17 protein-coding genes and 1 pseudogene are annotated in these 16,782 nt (G+C 50.2%); 11 read left to right on the plus strand and 7 right to left on the minus strand.

Annotated elements, in window-relative coordinates; translation table 11 throughout:
- Positions 1 to 209 precede the first annotated feature (209 nt).
- From BLS94_RS03425 to BLS94_RS03455, 6 genes and pseudogenes are all read left to right on the plus strand, one after another.
- Positions 210 to 1,928 (plus strand): SEL1-like repeat protein, encoded by a 1,719-nt coding sequence (locus BLS94_RS03425; protein ID WP_090957775.1) that lies wholly within the window; start codon positions 210 to 212, stop codon positions 1,926 to 1,928.
- A gap of 10 nt (positions 1,929 to 1,938) precedes the next feature.
- The gene (locus tag BLS94_RS03430; protein ID WP_090957776.1) at positions 1,939 to 2,688 is read left to right on the plus strand and encodes a molecular chaperone DnaJ; all 750 of its coding nucleotides are present in this window, start codon (positions 1,939 to 1,941) and stop codon (positions 2,686 to 2,688) included.
- A gap of 276 nt (positions 2,689 to 2,964) precedes the next feature.
- Complete coding sequence (locus tag BLS94_RS03435; RefSeq protein ID WP_090957777.1) at positions 2,965 to 3,705, plus strand: hypothetical protein; 741 nt, start codon at positions 2,965 to 2,967, stop codon at positions 3,703 to 3,705.
- Between the two features lie 53 nt (positions 3,706 to 3,758).
- A complete protein-coding gene (locus BLS94_RS03440; protein WP_090957778.1) occupies positions 3,759 to 5,366 on the plus strand; it encodes an anti-phage dCTP deaminase in 1,608 nt (535 codons plus the stop codon).
- A gap of 338 nt (positions 5,367 to 5,704) precedes the next feature.
- Positions 5,705 to 5,839: pseudogene (locus tag BLS94_RS03450) on the plus strand (DUF4372 domain-containing protein); the annotation flags it as partial.
- 140 nt (positions 5,840 to 5,979) lie between these two features.
- Positions 5,980 to 6,636, plus strand: coding sequence for a PAQR family membrane homeostasis protein TrhA (locus BLS94_RS03455; protein WP_090957780.1), 657 nt, complete (start codon positions 5,980 to 5,982; stop codon positions 6,634 to 6,636).
- 136 nt (positions 6,637 to 6,772) lie between these two features.
- Here the strand turns inward: BLS94_RS03455 and BLS94_RS03460 are convergent, their stop codons facing one another.
- The 3 genes from BLS94_RS03460 to BLS94_RS03470 form a co-directional block, all read right to left on the minus strand.
- A complete protein-coding gene (locus BLS94_RS03460; RefSeq protein WP_090957781.1) occupies positions 6,773 to 7,234 on the minus strand; it encodes a glycine zipper 2TM domain-containing protein in 462 nt (153 codons plus the stop codon).
- A gap of 419 nt (positions 7,235 to 7,653) precedes the next feature.
- Positions 7,654 to 8,223 (minus strand): hypothetical protein, encoded by a 570-nt coding sequence (locus BLS94_RS03465; RefSeq protein ID WP_143021642.1) that lies wholly within the window; start codon positions 8,221 to 8,223, stop codon positions 7,654 to 7,656.
- Positions 8,224 to 8,546: 323 nt separating this feature from the next.
- Positions 8,547 to 8,930 (minus strand): VOC family protein, encoded by a 384-nt coding sequence (locus BLS94_RS03470; RefSeq protein WP_090957783.1) that lies wholly within the window; start codon positions 8,928 to 8,930, stop codon positions 8,547 to 8,549.
- Between the two features lie 576 nt (positions 8,931 to 9,506).
- Between BLS94_RS03470 and BLS94_RS03480 the strand changes: the two genes are divergently transcribed.
- The gene (locus BLS94_RS03480) at positions 9,507 to 10,100 is read left to right on the plus strand and encodes a hypothetical protein (RefSeq protein ID WP_090957785.1); all 594 of its coding nucleotides are present in this window, start codon (positions 9,507 to 9,509) and stop codon (positions 10,098 to 10,100) included.
- Positions 10,101 to 10,377: 277 nt separating this feature from the next.
- On the plus strand, positions 10,378 to 10,605 hold the full coding sequence (gene chaB, locus BLS94_RS03485) for a putative cation transport regulator ChaB (RefSeq protein ID WP_090957786.1): 228 nt from the start codon (positions 10,378 to 10,380) through the stop codon (positions 10,603 to 10,605).
- Between the two features lie 113 nt (positions 10,606 to 10,718).
- On the opposite strand, the gene BLS94_RS03490 is transcribed toward chaB, so the two are convergent.
- Complete coding sequence (locus tag BLS94_RS03490; protein ID WP_176767779.1) at positions 10,719 to 11,183, minus strand: hypothetical protein; 465 nt, start codon at positions 11,181 to 11,183, stop codon at positions 10,719 to 10,721.
- Between the two features lie 219 nt (positions 11,184 to 11,402).
- Between BLS94_RS03490 and BLS94_RS03495 the strand changes: the two genes are divergently transcribed.
- On the plus strand, positions 11,403 to 11,576 hold the full coding sequence (locus BLS94_RS03495; protein WP_256325272.1) for a hypothetical protein: 174 nt from the start codon (positions 11,403 to 11,405) through the stop codon (positions 11,574 to 11,576).
- Between the two features lie 171 nt (positions 11,577 to 11,747).
- Here BLS94_RS03495 and BLS94_RS03500 read toward each other — a convergent pair whose 3' ends face one another.
- Together BLS94_RS03500 and BLS94_RS03505 are read right to left on the minus strand one after the other, a co-directional pair.
- Positions 11,748 to 13,220 carry an SEL1-like repeat protein gene (locus BLS94_RS03500; RefSeq protein WP_256325273.1) on the minus strand — a complete coding sequence of 491 codons (1,473 nt, stop codon included), beginning with the start codon at positions 13,218 to 13,220 and terminating at the stop codon, positions 11,748 to 11,750.
- Between the two features lie 305 nt (positions 13,221 to 13,525).
- On the minus strand, positions 13,526 to 14,017 hold the full coding sequence (locus BLS94_RS03505; RefSeq protein ID WP_090957787.1) for a hypothetical protein: 492 nt from the start codon (positions 14,015 to 14,017) through the stop codon (positions 13,526 to 13,528).
- A gap of 190 nt (positions 14,018 to 14,207) precedes the next feature.
- Here BLS94_RS03505 and BLS94_RS03510 point away from each other — a divergent pair, with 190 nt between their 5' ends.
- Positions 14,208 to 14,996, plus strand: coding sequence for a polyamine aminopropyltransferase (locus BLS94_RS03510; RefSeq protein ID WP_090957788.1), 789 nt, complete (start codon positions 14,208 to 14,210; stop codon positions 14,994 to 14,996).
- A gap of 293 nt (positions 14,997 to 15,289) precedes the next feature.
- The gene (locus tag BLS94_RS03515; RefSeq protein WP_090957789.1) at positions 15,290 to 15,475 is read left to right on the plus strand and encodes a DUF3460 family protein; all 186 of its coding nucleotides are present in this window, start codon (positions 15,290 to 15,292) and stop codon (positions 15,473 to 15,475) included.
- A 104-nt stretch (positions 15,476 to 15,579) separates the two neighbouring features.
- Here the strand turns inward: BLS94_RS03515 and BLS94_RS03520 are convergent, their stop codons facing one another.
- Complete coding sequence (locus tag BLS94_RS03520; protein WP_090957790.1) at positions 15,580 to 16,779, minus strand: acetyl-CoA C-acyltransferase; 1,200 nt, start codon at positions 16,777 to 16,779, stop codon at positions 15,580 to 15,582.
- Between the last annotated feature and the right edge of the window lie 3 nt (positions 16,780 to 16,782).

A 16,782-nucleotide genomic window follows, 5' to 3' on the forward strand; every position in this document is an offset into this window, starting at 1 on the left:
CAACGCCAGCATCAGGCGACGTCATCTAACAAATGGCGAGACCATAGGCGCCATTGCACATGGCTCTGGCGGCGTAACGGTTAAACGCACATGAATTGGCGGCAAAGTCCGGTGTGAAAATGATAGGCCGTAGCGCAATCGGTAACCTCATGGCGCAGCACACTACCAAAACCGATAATGGCTAAGTTCAGGGAGCATGGAAAACGACCATGACTGATCGGGAAAATTTACCCGCTGCAATCAATCCGAAAGTTGCCGCGCATGCCGAGCAACGCGGCGGCCTTGTGGCGCGTGGGCTGATGGCCGTTCAGAAAAGTAAAGGGTTGGTGCGGACGAAGGACAACGACGCACTATATCGAGAAGCGAGAAGGAGATTTAACGAAGGGACAGGAATTAAAAACTGGAATGAGATAGAAGATACTGACTTATTTGCAGCGTTTAAGAAATTTCAGCAATTGGCTAACAACAAATATGGGAAAGCCTATTACCCGCTATCTGTACTCTACCTTGGTAGCAACGACGATAAAAACGGCCTAAGTAGCGCTCAACATTTTGCAGAACTGGCCATGGATTGGTGTCTTGCCAACCAAGCCCAGCAGGATGGCGATCTATGGTGTGACTTGGGAGATATGTACAGAGACGGTCATGGTGTTGCAAAAGACGGTGCCCAAGCCGAAATTTGGTATCGCAAAGCAGCTGAGTTAGGCGATATGAGGGGGCAATGGCAGCTTGGCCTTTCGTTATTAGTACCCGATTGCGACAACGTTACAAAGCGACAAGAAGCATTTTCCTGGATGAGTAAAGCTGCCGAGCAAGGCGATGCTTTTTTGCAAGACTGTCTGGGTGATTCTTATTGGGTAGATTCGCAATACGAACGAGCTTTATTTTGGTATCACAGGGCTGCGGAACAAGAGTATGACAGCGCTCAATATAATCTTGGTGTGATGTATAAAGATGGTCGGGGAGTTGAGCAAAGCCATCAAAAGGCGGTTCATTGGTATCGCAAGGCTGCTGAGCAGGGTTATCGCTTGGCGCAGTGGAAACTAGGCGAAATGTACGGGGCGGGGAGTGGTGTAGAGCAGAATGAAGAACAGGCAGTTTATTGGTTTTGCAAAGCCGCTGAGCAGGACGAAGATTATCAATATGAGCTTGGCGAATTGTATAGTACAGGCAAAGGTGTGGAGCAGAGTTACGTACAGGCAGAGTTTTGGTATCGCAAAGCTGCTGAGCTTGGCAACGCCAGTGCTCAATTCAGCCTAGGGTTGATGCACCACAAAGGTGCAGGTGTCACCAGAGATTTCGCCAAAGCAATGCAATGGTTTCGAAAAGCTGCCGAACAGGGGCATGCCAGAGCGCAGGTCATCCTCGCCGTGATGTACTCAAAGGGTGAAGGTTTGCCTAAGGATGCTGCCAAAGCGGTGGAGTGGTATCAAAAAGCTGCGGAACAGGGAAATGCCGTAGCGCAATTCAACTTGGGGGGGAGGTATTGGCACGGTGAGGGTGTGCCCGAAGATCACATCGAAGCCATGAAGTGGTGGCAAAAAGCAGCAGCACATGGGAATGTCTATGCGCAATGCATTCTCGGGGTTATGTATAAAAATGGAGAATTTATACCCAGAGATTCCGCGAAAGCGGTGAAGTGGTTTCAAAAATCCGCGGAACAGGGATATGCCGAAGCCCAATATTACCTTGGGTTGATGTACCACAAAGGTGAAGGTACGCTCAAAGAAGCTGTCAAAGCTGCGCAGTGGTGGCAAAAAGCCGCAGCGCAGGGGGATGCCAGAGCACAATACAACCTTGGGTGGGTATATGACAACGGTAGAGGTCTACCCAAAGATGTCGCCAAAGCCGTGCAGTGGTATCAAAAAGCTGCGGAGCAGGGGCATGTCCACGCACAGCGGTGTCTTGAATCGCGTGGCATAGCCTGAAGAAAAGAAGATGCTTCCTGAAGAACAAGAGCTGTTACGACTGGAGTTGGAGCAGGCACAGCTGGAAGAGCAGGTCGTAACGGCAGAGCTTGAACGCGAAACTCAGAAGACAGATATTGCCCGGTTCCAACAGCGCTATTACGAAACCGTTGGACAGCTGTATGTAGAGTTGGATGAATTACTTGCTGGCTTCACGCGCCAACAGGCTACGGCGAATCCAGACGACACAGCCGCTCAAGCACACGCTGAGGCGGCAGAGAGGCAATCCAGAAAATCTGCTGAAGAAGCCGGTTTGATAGAAGCTCAGCCTGCCCCGCAAGCGGAAATTACGCCAGAGTGCAAGAAAGCGTATCGCAAGGCTGCGCAGATGATGCACCTCGATCGTGCCACCACGGCGCGAGAAATTCAACGGCGCACCGCTCTGATGGCAAAACTGAATTTCGCCTATGAAAGTGGCAATCAACAGGCTATAGAAAAGCTGATGCTGGAATTCGGTCAAGACCCCGAAGCCATTGCAGGGGAAGATGTGGCATCAAGAATTGTAAAGACCATTCGACGTATTGCACAACTGCGCCGCCGCATGAGTGAAATTCAGCAAGAACTGGAAACGCAAAAGCAATCAGAAATTTATCAACTCAAAACCTCGGTTGAAGAAGCCGAGTTGATGGGTGGCGATCCACTGGGCGACTTGGCGCAGCAGTTATTGAGAGAGCTATCGGAGCAGAAAATTCGACTAGAAATGAGTGCCATGACAAATTAATATTCTAAACATCACAAGCAACTACCGCAAGCCTCCTTCGATTTGCATCCGTGCCTGATACAGAACCGCTGCGAAGTGCGCATATCTCACCCATCCTTGGCTTGCATCCGTCAAACCGAGTCCGACCGTTTCATTCTGATTGCTTTTCACTGGCTAGGCACCGCAATAATAACCATATCTCTCCTCTGGTGTACTTAAGTCCAATAGCAATAGTGCATGCATTTGGTAACAATTTGGACCTCGCATTAATCGCCAGATTAAAAAGACTGAGGCCGAGTGAAAATTATCGATTTTGTAGTTGAAGTGCTGGAACATGCAAAAATTGAAATGCATGTTAACGATATAGCAAAAGCCATTGTTGTGCGGTTTCCAAATATTCAGGACCCGGCGGACGTGCTTGCCAAGAAGGTTAGTTCAGCACTAGCGGTCAATATTAAAAAAAAGGACTCCATTTTTACCAAACCAAAAAACAAGAGTGGAGGCTATAAGAAAGGTATATACAAACTAAAACTGAAGACCACAGGCCGCGCGATAGCAAAGAAATTTAAAGTACCGGAACAGCCGAAAGTCAACACATTATTCACGGGGAAAGCGGGCGAGCATTCAGTGATGTCAGAGTTACTTTTCTTTGGGTTTAATGCGTCAGCAATGGCCGTTGATGACGGAATAGATATTGTCGCGAGTAAGGACAACGTGTATTTTCACATTCAAGTCAAAACTGCAAATCTGTCGATTCAAGGAAAATATAGATTCACGGTAACCAAAAAGGCTTTCGGCTCTAAAGACGCCGCAACAACGTTTTATATACTTGTTATGAGGTCGTTTATCACGAGTAGAAACGTTTCGGACCATCTTATTCTTCCCAGCAGCGAAGTGCGGAAACTGGTTGATCGTTCCGTAATTAAAGACGGGGATTCTTTAACATTTTCGATCGAAAAAGACCGGTCCGGTCAATTCATTTTAAACGGTCTCGAAAACCTGAACTGGACATTAAATAGGTACGACAATATTAAGTAGATGCAGCCCGCCTCTACAAAGCCAAATGGCAAGATTTTATAGCGAATAAAATAATGGCTTCCGTACCTCAGAAAAAGACAAAGGCCTCCGCTCCATCCGCTGATCTATTTTCTTCTAAGAAAACCACTACCGATGAAGTCGCCCTTACGCATACGCCAGAACTAGTAATCGCGCTGTGTGGGCCTATTGGTTCACCGCTCCACAGCGTATCTAACACCATATCTGATATGCTGCGAGACAGCTTTGGCTATACGGACTGCAAAAACATAAGATTGAGCGAACTTATCAATAAATACGCATACAAGATCGAGCCAAGCAGGATCATTCCTGACAAACCCGAATTTGAAAAAATACAAGCCCAAATTGATGCTGGAAATGAATTAAGAGAAACGTATGGCGGCAGCATATTGGCTGAGCTGGCGATTCATGAGATTAGGTTCGAACGTGAGAACCACAAGATGTCAGCACAACATGAAATTCATGTTCCTCGCCGAGTCTGTCATATCTTAGACTCTATAAAGAACCAAGAAGAGCTTGACCTACTGAAGACCGTTTATCGAGAAATGTTGTATGTTGTAGGAGTCTTTTCCCCGCTAGAACAAAGGGAATATCAGCTTAAACGAAGGGGACTGGATTCAGCACAAGTCTCGAAATTGATTGATCGTGATTCGGGGGAAGAGTCTGAAACAGGTCAGACAGTTCGAGATACTTTTCCTCAATGTGATTTTTTTCTGAGGATGGATGCAGGCACCGACTCCCAGTTAACAAGCCGCGTGTCACGTTTTTTGCATCTCATCCTAGGAACTAAAATTATTACCCCGACCAGTAACGAATCAGCTATGTATGCCGCCGCGTCGGCAGCAGGAAACTCCGCTTGTTTATCAAAACAAGTCGGGGCCGCAGTAATGTCTAAAGAAGGTGAGATTCTAAGTACAGGGTGGAACGATGTGCCAAAGAAAGGTGGAGGACTATACACCTATAATCCAGACGAGCCGTTAGGAGAAAACGATAAACGCTGTTTTAATCGAGACGGTGGGAAGTGTTTTAACGATGAAGAGAAAACGCTATTCGCAAGCGACCTTATGGAAATACTAGATGCCTACATCCCCAAGGGCAAGCATTTTGAAGTGAGCCAGGCCATTAGATCTTCAAAAAAATTAAAAAATCTCATCGAGTTCTCCAGAGCTATCCACGCCGAAATGCACGCGATTCTCAACGCAGGGAGGGTGGCAGGTGATAAGATTGTAGACGGCAAGCTTTTCGTCACAACGTACCCGTGCCATTCTTGTGCGCGCCATATAATTGCGGCGGGAATCAGTGAAATTTATTACATTGAGCCGTATCGAAAAAGTCTAGCAATCAAGCTGCATGGGGATGCTATTTCAGAAAGTGAAACAGAAAAAGGCAAAGTACGGCTCTTGCTTTTCGATGGGGTTGCGCCAGGAAGATACTTGGACTTATTTAAAGTGCGTCCAGATTCGAGAAAGAAGGACGGCATGCTGATCAAGACACCTTTAAAAGAATCAATGCCTCGTCTTGAAAAAAGTATGCAAGCTTTCCCTGAATTAGAAAGTATGGTTATAAGATCGTTAGCTAAACAGAAGCTCATATCATCGGCGGTATTGCAAAATGAACAGGACAACGGCCCCGGAGCAGCTTAATCTCCATTTTGATGAAATAGAGGATCAACCCAACCTAGCTACTGAGTCCGCGCTCAATGCGTCCGATACTCGGGATAGGGGGACCTTAATGTTTAAGTCTAATATCGTACAACTCAAAACATTTATCGCAGAAAGAAATCAGTGTGAAACGGATGTTATATATAGGCAAATATTAGATTCCATTCGGATGATTTAGTATCTATCCCACTAGAACAATAGGATCTAAGGGGTCAGACTCACTGCTGTCCCACAAAACCGCTAAAAAAGGTCCTAGATATCCTTTGTTGATTTACAATGAGTTTCTCAACAACTCTTTGAAAGACAAGGGAATCCAAGCCATGGCGCATTGTAATACGGTTTTCTCGCAACTGCTTAAAACAGTTAGCAGACATGAATTTGAAGCGATCGCTTCTTTGCATCACCAAGGCCAGAGGTTGCGCAAGACCAGCCGCTGGGCGCAGTTTGTCGCGATCTAAGGGGTCAGGCTCGATCGATCTTGAACTGCTCCGGCCATCTACCATTAGTACGCTCGCGGTTTCAGGCTATTACCCCTTTATACAATTAATACCTTAGAATTTAGGACTGTCAAAGCATGTAACAGAAAGGAACTGGCATGCGGATTTTGCTTGCTGGACCCATGCGTGAGCAGTCACGAGCGGAAGAAATTGCGAACAGCATCAGCCACGGTATAGCGCTGATTGCCGCATTCGTCGGCGGTCCTATTCTCATCATGCACGCAGCGAGGCACGGGAACACTGGATTCCTTATCGGCACATGCCTCTTTGCAGCCACGACGATACTCCTTTACCTTTCCTCTACCATCTACCATGCCTTACCAATCGGTAAGGCCAAGCGGGTTTTCCGTGTTTTGGAGCATTGTGCGATATTTTTTCTTATCTCTGGTACGTATACCCCATTTACTCTCGGAATATTGCGTGGGGCATGGGGCTGGACGCTTTTCGGCTTTATCTGGTGTCTTGCAGTAGCAGGGGTGGTGCTGAAATTGTTCGGCAAGAGATCCCATCCTGTTCTCTCTACTTGTCTTTATCTACTGATGGGCTGGCTTGTCCTGATTGCAATTGCACCGTTGTCTGCAAAGATGCCAGCAGCGGGACTCTCCTGGCTAGTGGCGGGGGGCTTGTGTTACACAGTCGGCGTAGTCTTTTTCGCAACCGATTCGCGGCTGCTCTATGGCCACCTGATCTGGCATTTGTTTGTCATAGCCGGTACCACATGCCATTTCATTGCAGTGCTTTGGTATGGGTTCTGATATTGAGATGAGCGCGACGTGTCTGAGCGATGTGTCCAAAATGGCGCGGGCCGGATATCTTTATCGCATTTTATCGTTACAGGAGGAAGGGCGCTAGCTGATCAGATGTAGTGGCAACTCCATCTGGCGCTCACCTCTACTCCTTGCAACTCTTCACATCCTCGGTAACCGTTTTCCCATCCTTGAGCACAACCGTTTGCCTGATGGTCTTGCATTCCCGGCCTTCCGCTGGTCCAACGATTTCAGCTTTACCTCTCACGCCACTATCCGGATTGGTGAAGGTCTGCGTCTGGTTGGTTTCGTACGCCTGCTGCGACGTCTCGGCCATTCGCCGTTGGTCGTCCTTGCCAAGGTAGCCCCCGACCGTGGAGCCAAGGTAATATCCGCCCACGCCCCCTGCGACAGCGCCCAAGATGCGGCCCGCTGTACCTCCGCCGAGATAGCTGCCAAGATAGCTTCCCCCGATAGAGCCGGCGACGCTGCCAAGGATGCTGCCAAAACGTCGTGTTTCAGCAGACTGGCAGGCTGCCAGGAGCATGACCAGGACTATTACGGTTAACCGCCTGAACCATGCTCCCGAGATCGGTGTTCCAACCATGATGTTTCCTCCAGAATTTATTCCAGCCGAATGATTCAGTTATGTCCGAGATTGCATTGATCGCTTCGGGCGGTGTCCGTATCCCTGATTTCTCCTCTACGCTGAGTCCTTAACGAAATATGAGCGTCCTGGATGACAAAGTTGACATTGTTCCGTCCCGTTGGATAAATTTGCTGGAGAATCTCAAGGGGTCAGACTCAGTTGGTCTTGAATTGCTCCGGCCATCCGCCATCACCCGTGGCCGCAGCCTTTATCCATCTTTCAATTTCTCTAGGTGCGCCGCCTTTTCGGTTATAGCGCTTAACTGACAAATGAGCAGCCAGTTGCATTGAGTCTGACCTCATAGATTCCTCTTTCCAGACGCTTGCGAAATATCCTTATAGATAGAAACCTGATCGAAAAATATTGGGTTGCAGTTGTCAATCACATGCTGCTACGCGGGTTTTGAAGATGTACCTAATTCTGGCCCCATATACCTGCTTGAAAAGATCGGGAGCAATAACGCTGTCGCTTTTTTCATAGTAGTTATTTCCACATAGGCGACTGAAGCTGACCTGGCCGTTTGGCGTCAACTCCTGACCGTTTCTGTCGAGAAGAACCAGGTTGAGTACCACGTCTGGTGAAACCGCGCTGCGGACGCGGGACCGCACATCGAAAGACGTGTGCCAGATAAGTGTGTCACCGCGCTCTGATACACTCAGCGTAAGATTGTCGATATAGGTTGTCCCGGCTGGGCTTTGAAGCTCCAGATTATTGAAAGCCCAAGTTTTGCTGTTCGCGCGTTCGTCGGCTGCGGCCCTGCCGTCCATGGTCATTGCCGCACTAGAGTCGGAAGCAGAGGACGTCCTTGAAACAATAATAACCTTATCTGTGGCGCGAGATGTGGCTTGAGAACCCTGCTGGTCGGGTGAGCCTCCCGATCGAAACGATATGCATCCGGATAACGCGACAAGAATTATCAATACCGTAATCGTATACAGATTTTTCATGGTTTTCCTCTCTTTCGATTGTGAAAAACACGTATGTCGCATTCATGTCTCGTTGGGTCCGGACTCGATTGAGTAAACATAAAAGTGAATAGCGGTTACGAATTCCCATTCGACAGGCTTTCTGCGCGCTAGCGTTCAAAAAAGCCGCTTCAGTAGCGACTACGCGGGTGCTGCTGTGCGGATTTCGGCAGCGGCACGGATACGAAGCGCCCAATCGAAGGAACACCACGCCTTGCGCCGGAAATATCGGCTCGGCTTGTACAGCGCGCTATTGTTGAAAGGGAAGTCGCGCGCATAATACGGGGGGCATGCTCCGGCGGCATCTAGCGCATGGAGTGCAGCCCGATCATGTTTTCCTCGGTGTCGAAAACCAGCGCGATGAAGCCATATTTGCCGATCGACATTTTTTCCTTAAAAATACGCCCGCCGTGCTCGGCGGCACGAGCAGCCTCTACCGCGCAATCTTCGCACGCGAAGTAAACCAACGTGCCGCCGCCACCCGATGCGCAGCCTTCCATTTTTGCGAGCGCGCCCGCCGCTCCGTAACCTCCCTCCGACATGGGAAAGCTCCACAATTCCACTTCGAGGCCAGGGGTGGGACTGGGAATCTGCTCGAGCTTTCCTTGCAATACACCTTCGTAGAAAGCCTTGGCGCGCTTCATGTCCTGCACATAGATTTCAAACCAGCCAACGGGGTTGTTTTTCATGGCGTTGCTCCTTTAACGTAAGAGAATTCATGTGTTTGCAACATAACGTATTTCGCGTCCTAATCGTCGTGTTGAGGCTTCGGTTCGGGCATTACTCGTTACTCATTTCCTGATTGTGAAAACTATGGAATCAGACCTGAACGATTTGAAATTGCTCCCGGTGAAAGAAGATCTGTGAAGGTAAAGGGCTGGGCCTGAGGTTGGAAAATCTTGGGGAAAGTGTATAAAAAGGAAACCTTCAAACAATTATAGGATTTGAAAGAAAAATGGCAAATTCTTTCAAGCACCCGAATGGGGTTCGGATCAGAACAGACTACGTTTTCCTCATCTCCATCTACAGAACCAAAGAAGCCTTCATGCTGCCAGGCTTCTGCCGACGTGTCGGTTCGCTTTACACTTGCGATCCCAAGCATTCGGAGGAAATATATAAGTTGTTGAGCAAGAAGGTTTTTCCGAAGCTAGCATAGACTTTGCTTCGGGATTGATTGAGCCACCGTGAGGAGCAAGAATTTAACTACAGCATAAACAATAGACGCATATGATTGCCAATCCATTGTCTAACCGAGAGGCACTGCAATGAGCGAAACTCCAAAAGACACCTCTTCTGCCGCAGAAGGACAGGCTGATCACTTACCTGAGGGGTACTTGCCTGGCATTGAGCAACTTGCGACAACAGTCATTGCGTCGTTTATAGCGAAGCATGGCCCCGCGGTTGGCGGAGCCATGTATAAGGCTTTGAAAGGCGACGATGTTCTTTTTGTTCAGATTGAAAAAAGCTGGAAGGATGCGGATTACTATTACATTGCGCTAAAGTTCAGAAACTTGATCGAGCATGGTGTTTATCTCGAAGACATCTATGTATTGGTACCCAATGACGCTCCGCTAGCTGTTTTCAAGAGCGGGAGAAACTCGATGGACTTCAGCAACGAGGACGCAACCTGGGTTGTTCCCAGCGAATTACTGCCCAGGCTGCTACCTGCCGAAGCGGACTCGGCAAAGCAGCTCCTGCTGCGCATTCCCGACTTTACACGAGAGGGGTACGGCGAAAAGGCCCTTGCTAAACTCAACTCCATCACTTTGGGATATCAGTTTTCGCGGCTCGATAAGCCGGGGCCTGACCTTAAAAAGGATATTGTTATCCGCCTTCGAAAAAGTACGAACTTATCCTGACGGGCTGATCTTCTCCTCGAACAGTCGTCCAGTCGACAATTGGGCTACCGCAAAGCGGTGATAGAGTTTGCTCCCCAAGCGTTTCTCTTGCACTATCCAGATCTATTGCCTATCTTTTACTTTATAGGCCAGCTTGCCGACAATGCATTTATGAGGGCGTTTGAGCGGCTATTGGACATCGACATGACTTTTGGATCGAAACCTTAGCGACTTTATTTTTAAGCGTAGCCGCATCTTAAACGTACCGCTTCACCTGACTATCGATAGGAGAGACGTCATGCCATACGCCACCATAAAGGATCTCCCGGAAAACGTCACAAACGTATTGCCGAAGCACGCGCAGGAAATATATCAGGCAGCTTTCAATAATGCCTGGGATGAATACAAGGACCCGGATGATCGCAGATGCGATGCTTCACGCGAAGAAACCGCGCATAAAGTCGCGTGGTCGGCAGTAAAAAAGGAATATGAGAAAAAAGGTGATGAATGGAAGAAGAAGTCATGAGTTTTACAATGAGGTAAACACCGCAGATTACGGGCTTTCCAAGGTGTTTTCAGGAATTGATACACCCGGGCACATTTTGAGTATGTGCCTGCCCGTTCAAATCCCGCCGATTCTCAATCCTTACAGCTATTCACATCCTCAGTAACCGTTTTCCCGTCTTTTAGCACGACAGTTTGCCTGATCGTCTTGCATTCCTTGTTTTGCTGTGCCGTTACCGGTCCGGATTGAACGACCTCAGCTTTATCCACCAGGCCGCTATCGGGGTTGCTGAAGGTCTGGGTTTGGTTTGTCTCGAACGCTTTTTGCGACGCATCGGCCATTTTTTTCTTATCGTCTTTGCCGAGAACGCCTCCAATCTCCGAACCGACATAATAGCCTGCGACACCGCCGGCAACAGCACCCAGAATGCGCCCCACCGTACCGCCGCCGAGATAGCTCGCTCCGATAGAGCCAGCAATGCTACCGATCAGCCCGCCGGTTCGCCTCGTGTCCGCTGTTTGACATCCCGGTAGGAGCACGATCAACGCTATCGCGATGAGCCATTTGGCTCGTTTACCAGAAAGTGAAATGTTGCCCATGATTTTCCCCTTTCAAAAATTCCGGATCTACAACGGGTTAGCGTCGCGAAATGCTCGGAATCGAAGCCGGCTTGATCCAGGCCCGGTTTATGTGCTTCTGTACCCGGATATCATCAAAAGAAAATAAATACAACTATTTGACAGCATAGCAATCCCTGAGGTAAGTTCGCGCGACCGTTATTTGCATTTTCCTTTTATATTAGAAGAATTTTGATGAAAATGAAGAGAACAATTCTAATAGTCGCGCTCCTGGCTGTCATTCCAGCGCTCTCAGGTTGCTGGTATGTTGTCGCCGGCGGCGCGGGCGCTTATGGCGGATACAAAATGAAACAGAAAGGTTATACGCTACAGAACCCCATCACCAAGGAAAAGAGCAGCCAGCCCTCCAGGTAACTCAGTTAGTATTGCGTGGATGCATCACGTTATTTTTTCGGCGATCCTATCATCGCGGGAAAAGCCGTTTTTGCCATTGCAAGATCCGGCGAGCCATCTAACATTTATAATAATACCAAGCGGTAAGCAGGTAACCGGAAGTGGATGCCCGCTAATCCGGATATGGGCGCTTTACTCTCTGCGTGTTTTTATCCACTCTTCCGCTTGTCGTTGCGCTTCGGCAACTTGTACCGGTGTCATGAGCTTCTCCATGAGCTCCTGGTTTTCTTTCGCATCCTCGTAATCGCCCGCGCTGGCGATGCTGAACCACTTATCAGCCTCAACATAATCCTGCGTGACGCCGGTACCATTGTAATAAAGCACGCCCAGGTTTGTTTGTGCCCCGTGATGACCCTGCTCCGCCGCTTTTTGATACCACGACAAGGCTTGCGCATAATCCTGCGGTACGCCCTGCCCATTGTTATACTTGACACCCAGGCTGTATTGCGCCCTTGCGTAACCCTGCTCCGCCGACTTGCGATACCAGGATAACGCCTCCAGCGCATCCCTTGCGACGCCCCGGCCGCTGTCATATCGTACGGCCAGGTTGTATTGGGCATCCTCATCCCCCTGCTCAGCGGCTTTTCGATACCATGGCACCGCCTGCTGATCATCCCGCAAGACACCTTTTCCGGTGGCGTACATTACGCCGAGATTGAATTGGGCGGGGGCGTACCCCTGCTCAGCCGCCTTTCGATACCACGCAGCCGCCTCATAATCGTCGTGCGTAATTCCCCGGCCTTTGGCATAAGCGACTCCAAGCTTGAACTGCGCCCGTGCATATCCCAGTTCGGCGGCCTTGCGGTACCAGGAGGCAGCTTGTTGATCATCCTTGATAGTGCCCTCGCCCGTCGCATACATGATGCCGAGATTGAATTCGGCATCCGGATTCCCCTGTTCAGCCGCTTTGCGAAACCAGGACACCGCTTTCTGATTGCTCTGCTCCACGCCTCGGCCCTTGGCGTACAGCACGCCTATCGCATATTGCGCATCCGCATATCCAAGTTCCGCAGCTCTAAGATACCAGGATGCCGCTTGCTGATCATTCTGCTCCACGCCCTGGCCTTTGAGGTACATGAAACCCAGGATTCCTTGCGCGGGAGCGTGTCCTTGCTCAGCAGCTTTGAGATACCAGGACAAGGCCTGCTGGTAGTCCTGTGTAACTCCCTGGCCTTTTGCGTACATCACGCCAAGATTGTACTGGGCCACGGCATATCCTTTATCCGCTGCCCTGAAGTACCAGAGCATGGCCTGCTGATAGTCCTGCTCCACCCCTTGACCTTTAAGGTACATGAAACCCAACATGGATTGCGCCGGCGCATCGCCCTGCTCCGCCGCTTTGCGATACCAGCTCGCGGCCTGCGCGTCATTCTGAGGCACACCTCGGCCTTTCGAATACATGACACCCAGATTGAACTGAGCATCCGCATTTCCTTTTTCTGCTGCCCTCCTGAAAGAAGCTACCGCTTTAACGTAGTCCTTGCTGAGGGCGAACCGCATTCCATCCTCAAAGTCTCCGGCGAATGCCGGAAGAGTCAGCAACATCAGTACCAGTCCGGTTATCGCCGGCCCTGCCGCCGCCATTGATATCGATAAACGCGTCATGTATTCCCCGTAATCCCACTAATTCTTGTGTTAGAACCTGACATTCAAAGTTCGTTACCAGTTTTTTACCCATCAATGTTTTTTCGTGCTGTTTCCTGAAGCTTGAAATAACCCGAGAAATGCGATAGCTATATCCAGGAATATCAAGAGCACTATTCTATCGCGGCAAGCACTTAAAAATGGCCCATGCGCGATCACGTCCAGGATTTTTTTGTTTGCGGGGCTTGATAAAAGGAAATCCGGGTTTTTTCAGCCGAAGTAGCGTAACCGGCCGAAGAGGTGAAACGAAAGAAGTTTTTCTCAGTTTAGCGGGGTGAACACGCTTTCAGCTTGTCCCATGCTATGTCGCTCTCGTATTTCTTGCCGTTCAGCGTGGCCACTACCGTTTCGTTATCGGTCCTTTGTATCGTCATGATAAACGAATAACCGGGGCTGGCTTCACCGCGAATATCAGCATTTGATTTATGCGCATAGATCTTGGGAATCAGTGGCTGGAGCACCGCATCAGGGTTGTTGGTTGCATTGCGTGCATATGTTCCCGGTAGCGCGCCGGACGGGTAGGCATAAATTTCCGTCGCTTTGATATCCTGATAGCTTCGTACCTCATATTGCAGGCCGCGGATTAGCCACCGGCTATCAGTTTGCAGTTCGTTTATGACGCAGCGTGCGAGCGAAGCGCGATCTCCGGTAAATTTGGCGGCGTAAGTCTGCGATTTTTCCTTGAGGCCAATGCCCGAGCATGCCGATAACAGGCACGCTGACAAAAGTGGGACTAAAATTGTAATGCGTTTTTTCATGATAACGTTCGAATATCGCCTTCACATTTTAATGAGATCAAGCGCACTTCGCGGATTTTTTGTTTTCATTGGGGTTAGCAGGGCTTGTGGGGCGACGCTTTATCCAAACCCGAGCTATCATGCCATGTAAACGTAGGCCAAAAGTATTCATTTGTAAAGCATCCTTTTTACGGATCAATCCAGAAAACCAATGCGTGTATTTTCCAGGCGGCGTTCTCGCGGCATAGGTCGCGGTGCAGACGACAATTCTGATGACGACTCCGGCGTTCATATGAGTGAGGAGTACGGCGTGCGCTCACTCCATATTGGCAGCAGCATGGTGCAAAGCGCGATGAGATTGGCAGCACCAAACCATTTGGAGCTGACCTATACCCGATGCATGATGGGTTTTACCCTGTTTAACCCACAGCCGGAAAATATGCTGATGATCGGACTGGGAGGGGGTTCGCTGGCGAAATTCGTATATCACTGTTTGCCCCAGACTCGAACGACCGTGATTGAAATCAATCCGCGAATCGTTGCGATGGCGCGAGATCATTTTTTTGTACCGGCGGATGATGATCGCCTGCAAGTCATGATTGCGGAAGGCGGCGAATTTGTTGCCAGCCACCCTCGCAGCGCCGACGTACTGATGGTTGACGGTTTTGACGATGGCCGCCAGGTACCCTCGCTTTGCAGCCAGGATTTTTATGATCGCGCCCATGAGGCGTTGAAAAAAAACGGTGTGCTGGTGGTCAACTTGCTCAGCAGAGACAAGGCAGTCCATGACTACATTCACCGCATCGAGGATAGTTTCGCCGGTCGAGTCGCTACGCTACTGGCCGAGCCGTTCGGTAATCTGATCGTCTTCGCTTTCAAACACAGTCCTGGCAGCCCCGCCTGGGAAAATTTGCAGGAGCGTGCGAAGCAACTCGAACAGGAACTTGCGTTGCCTTTTACCAAGTACATCAATAAATTACAGCAGCGCAGGCCTTTTTAAGTCATGCATCATGTCGATGGAGCTTGATGGTTTCGTTAGCTCCACCGATATCATTGACTTAAATCACTGACAAGTAGGTCGGGCTCCGCCCGACATCGTTTTCGATCGTCGGGCGGAGCCCGACCTACATTGGCGGGTGAAGATATTCAGCCGGAACCCATCAAAACACGATCGGATTATGGATTATGCCCCGATCCGGGCCACAGCACACAGGCTCAACCGATGCGAGCACCTTCCGATTATGGTAAAGTTTCGGGTTGCCACAGGAAAGTGACGAGAGGAGAAGCCAGACCATGAAACTGTACGAATCCGACCATACCAAATTCATGCGCGAGCTGTTCGAAAAAAATCCGGAACTGGCGGAGGATCAGAAAGAGGCACGCGCCATCTGGTGGGATAAAAAGCTGGACCTGGAAGAGCGCAAGCGCTTCAAGGAATCAAGCGTACCGCAGAAGGCCTACGTCTATTTCGGAAAATAGAGCGGATCTCCGAGTAGGTCTGCAAGCTTGCCGTGCCACATGCTCACCAGCATAACAGCCCGGTTGGTCTCAGATTCCTTATGCAAACTTCTTCCGCGTTCCCGTCACAGCGCTTCAAATACGCCCGCCGCGCCCATGCCTGTCCCCACGCACATGGTTACCATGCCGTATTTCCGATGATGCCGGCGCAGGCCGTGCAGCAACGTGGCGACACGGATGGCGCCGGTCGCGCCCAACGGATGACCTAGCGCGATCGCGCCGCCCAGCGGATTGACTTTAGCGCGATTCAGCCCCAGGTCATGGATGACCGCGAGGCTCTGGGCTGCGAAAGCTTCGTTCAATTCGATCCAGTCGAGATCATCCAGTTTCAAGCCAACCTGCTTCAGCACCTTCGGTATCGCCTTGATTGGGCCTATGCCCATGATTTCCGGTGGTACACCCGCGACAGAATAGCCGAGGAAACGGCCAATAGGGGTAAGATTGAAGCGTTTCAACGCAGCTTCGCTTGCTACGATCACGGCGCCCGCACCGTCGGACATCTGCGAACTGTTGCCCGCCGTCACGGAGCCATTTGCCGCGAATACCGGTTTCAATGTGGCAAGCGTCGCCACGTTGGTGCCGGGTCGCGGGCCTTCATCGGTATCTCTTGTGCTGGAAACGTCCCGGACCTCATGCGAGACGAGATCGGGTCGTTTTTCGACCACCGTATAAGGCGCGATTTCCTGTTCGAATTCCCCCGTCTCGATGGCCTTGAGTGCCCTTGCGTGGCTTGTTACCGCAAATTCATCCTGGGCCTCACGGCTGACTTGCCATCGCTGTGCGACTTTTTCTCCCGTTATGCCCATGCCGTAGGCGATGGCCACATTCTCGTCACGCAAAAATATAGCCGGGTCCAGCGACATCTTATTGCCCGTCATCGGGACCATGCTCATGCTCTCCGTACCAGCCGCGATGATTACGTCCGCATTGCCCAGACGAATGCGGTCGGCAGCGAGCGATACCGATTGCAACCCGGAGGCGCAAAAACGATTGACCGTCATTCCGGGCACGCTATCAGGCAGCCCTGCCAGCAGGAGCGCAATGCGTGCAACGTTCATTCCCTGCTCCGCCTCAGGCATGGCGCACCCGGCGATTACGTCATCGATAGCTGCATGATCGAGGCCCTCGCACTGCGCCAGGGCAGCTTTCAACACGTGTGCCAACATGTCATCAGGACGAACGGTTTTGAACATTCCGCGTGGCGCTTTGCCAACCGGCGTACGGACGGCGGCAACGATGTAAGCGTCTTGTATCTGTTTGGTCATGAC

The sequence above is a fragment of the Nitrosospira sp. Nsp18 genome, from assembly GCF_900103145.1.
Taxonomy (GTDB): Bacteria; Pseudomonadota; Gammaproteobacteria; order Burkholderiales; family Nitrosomonadaceae; genus Nitrosospira.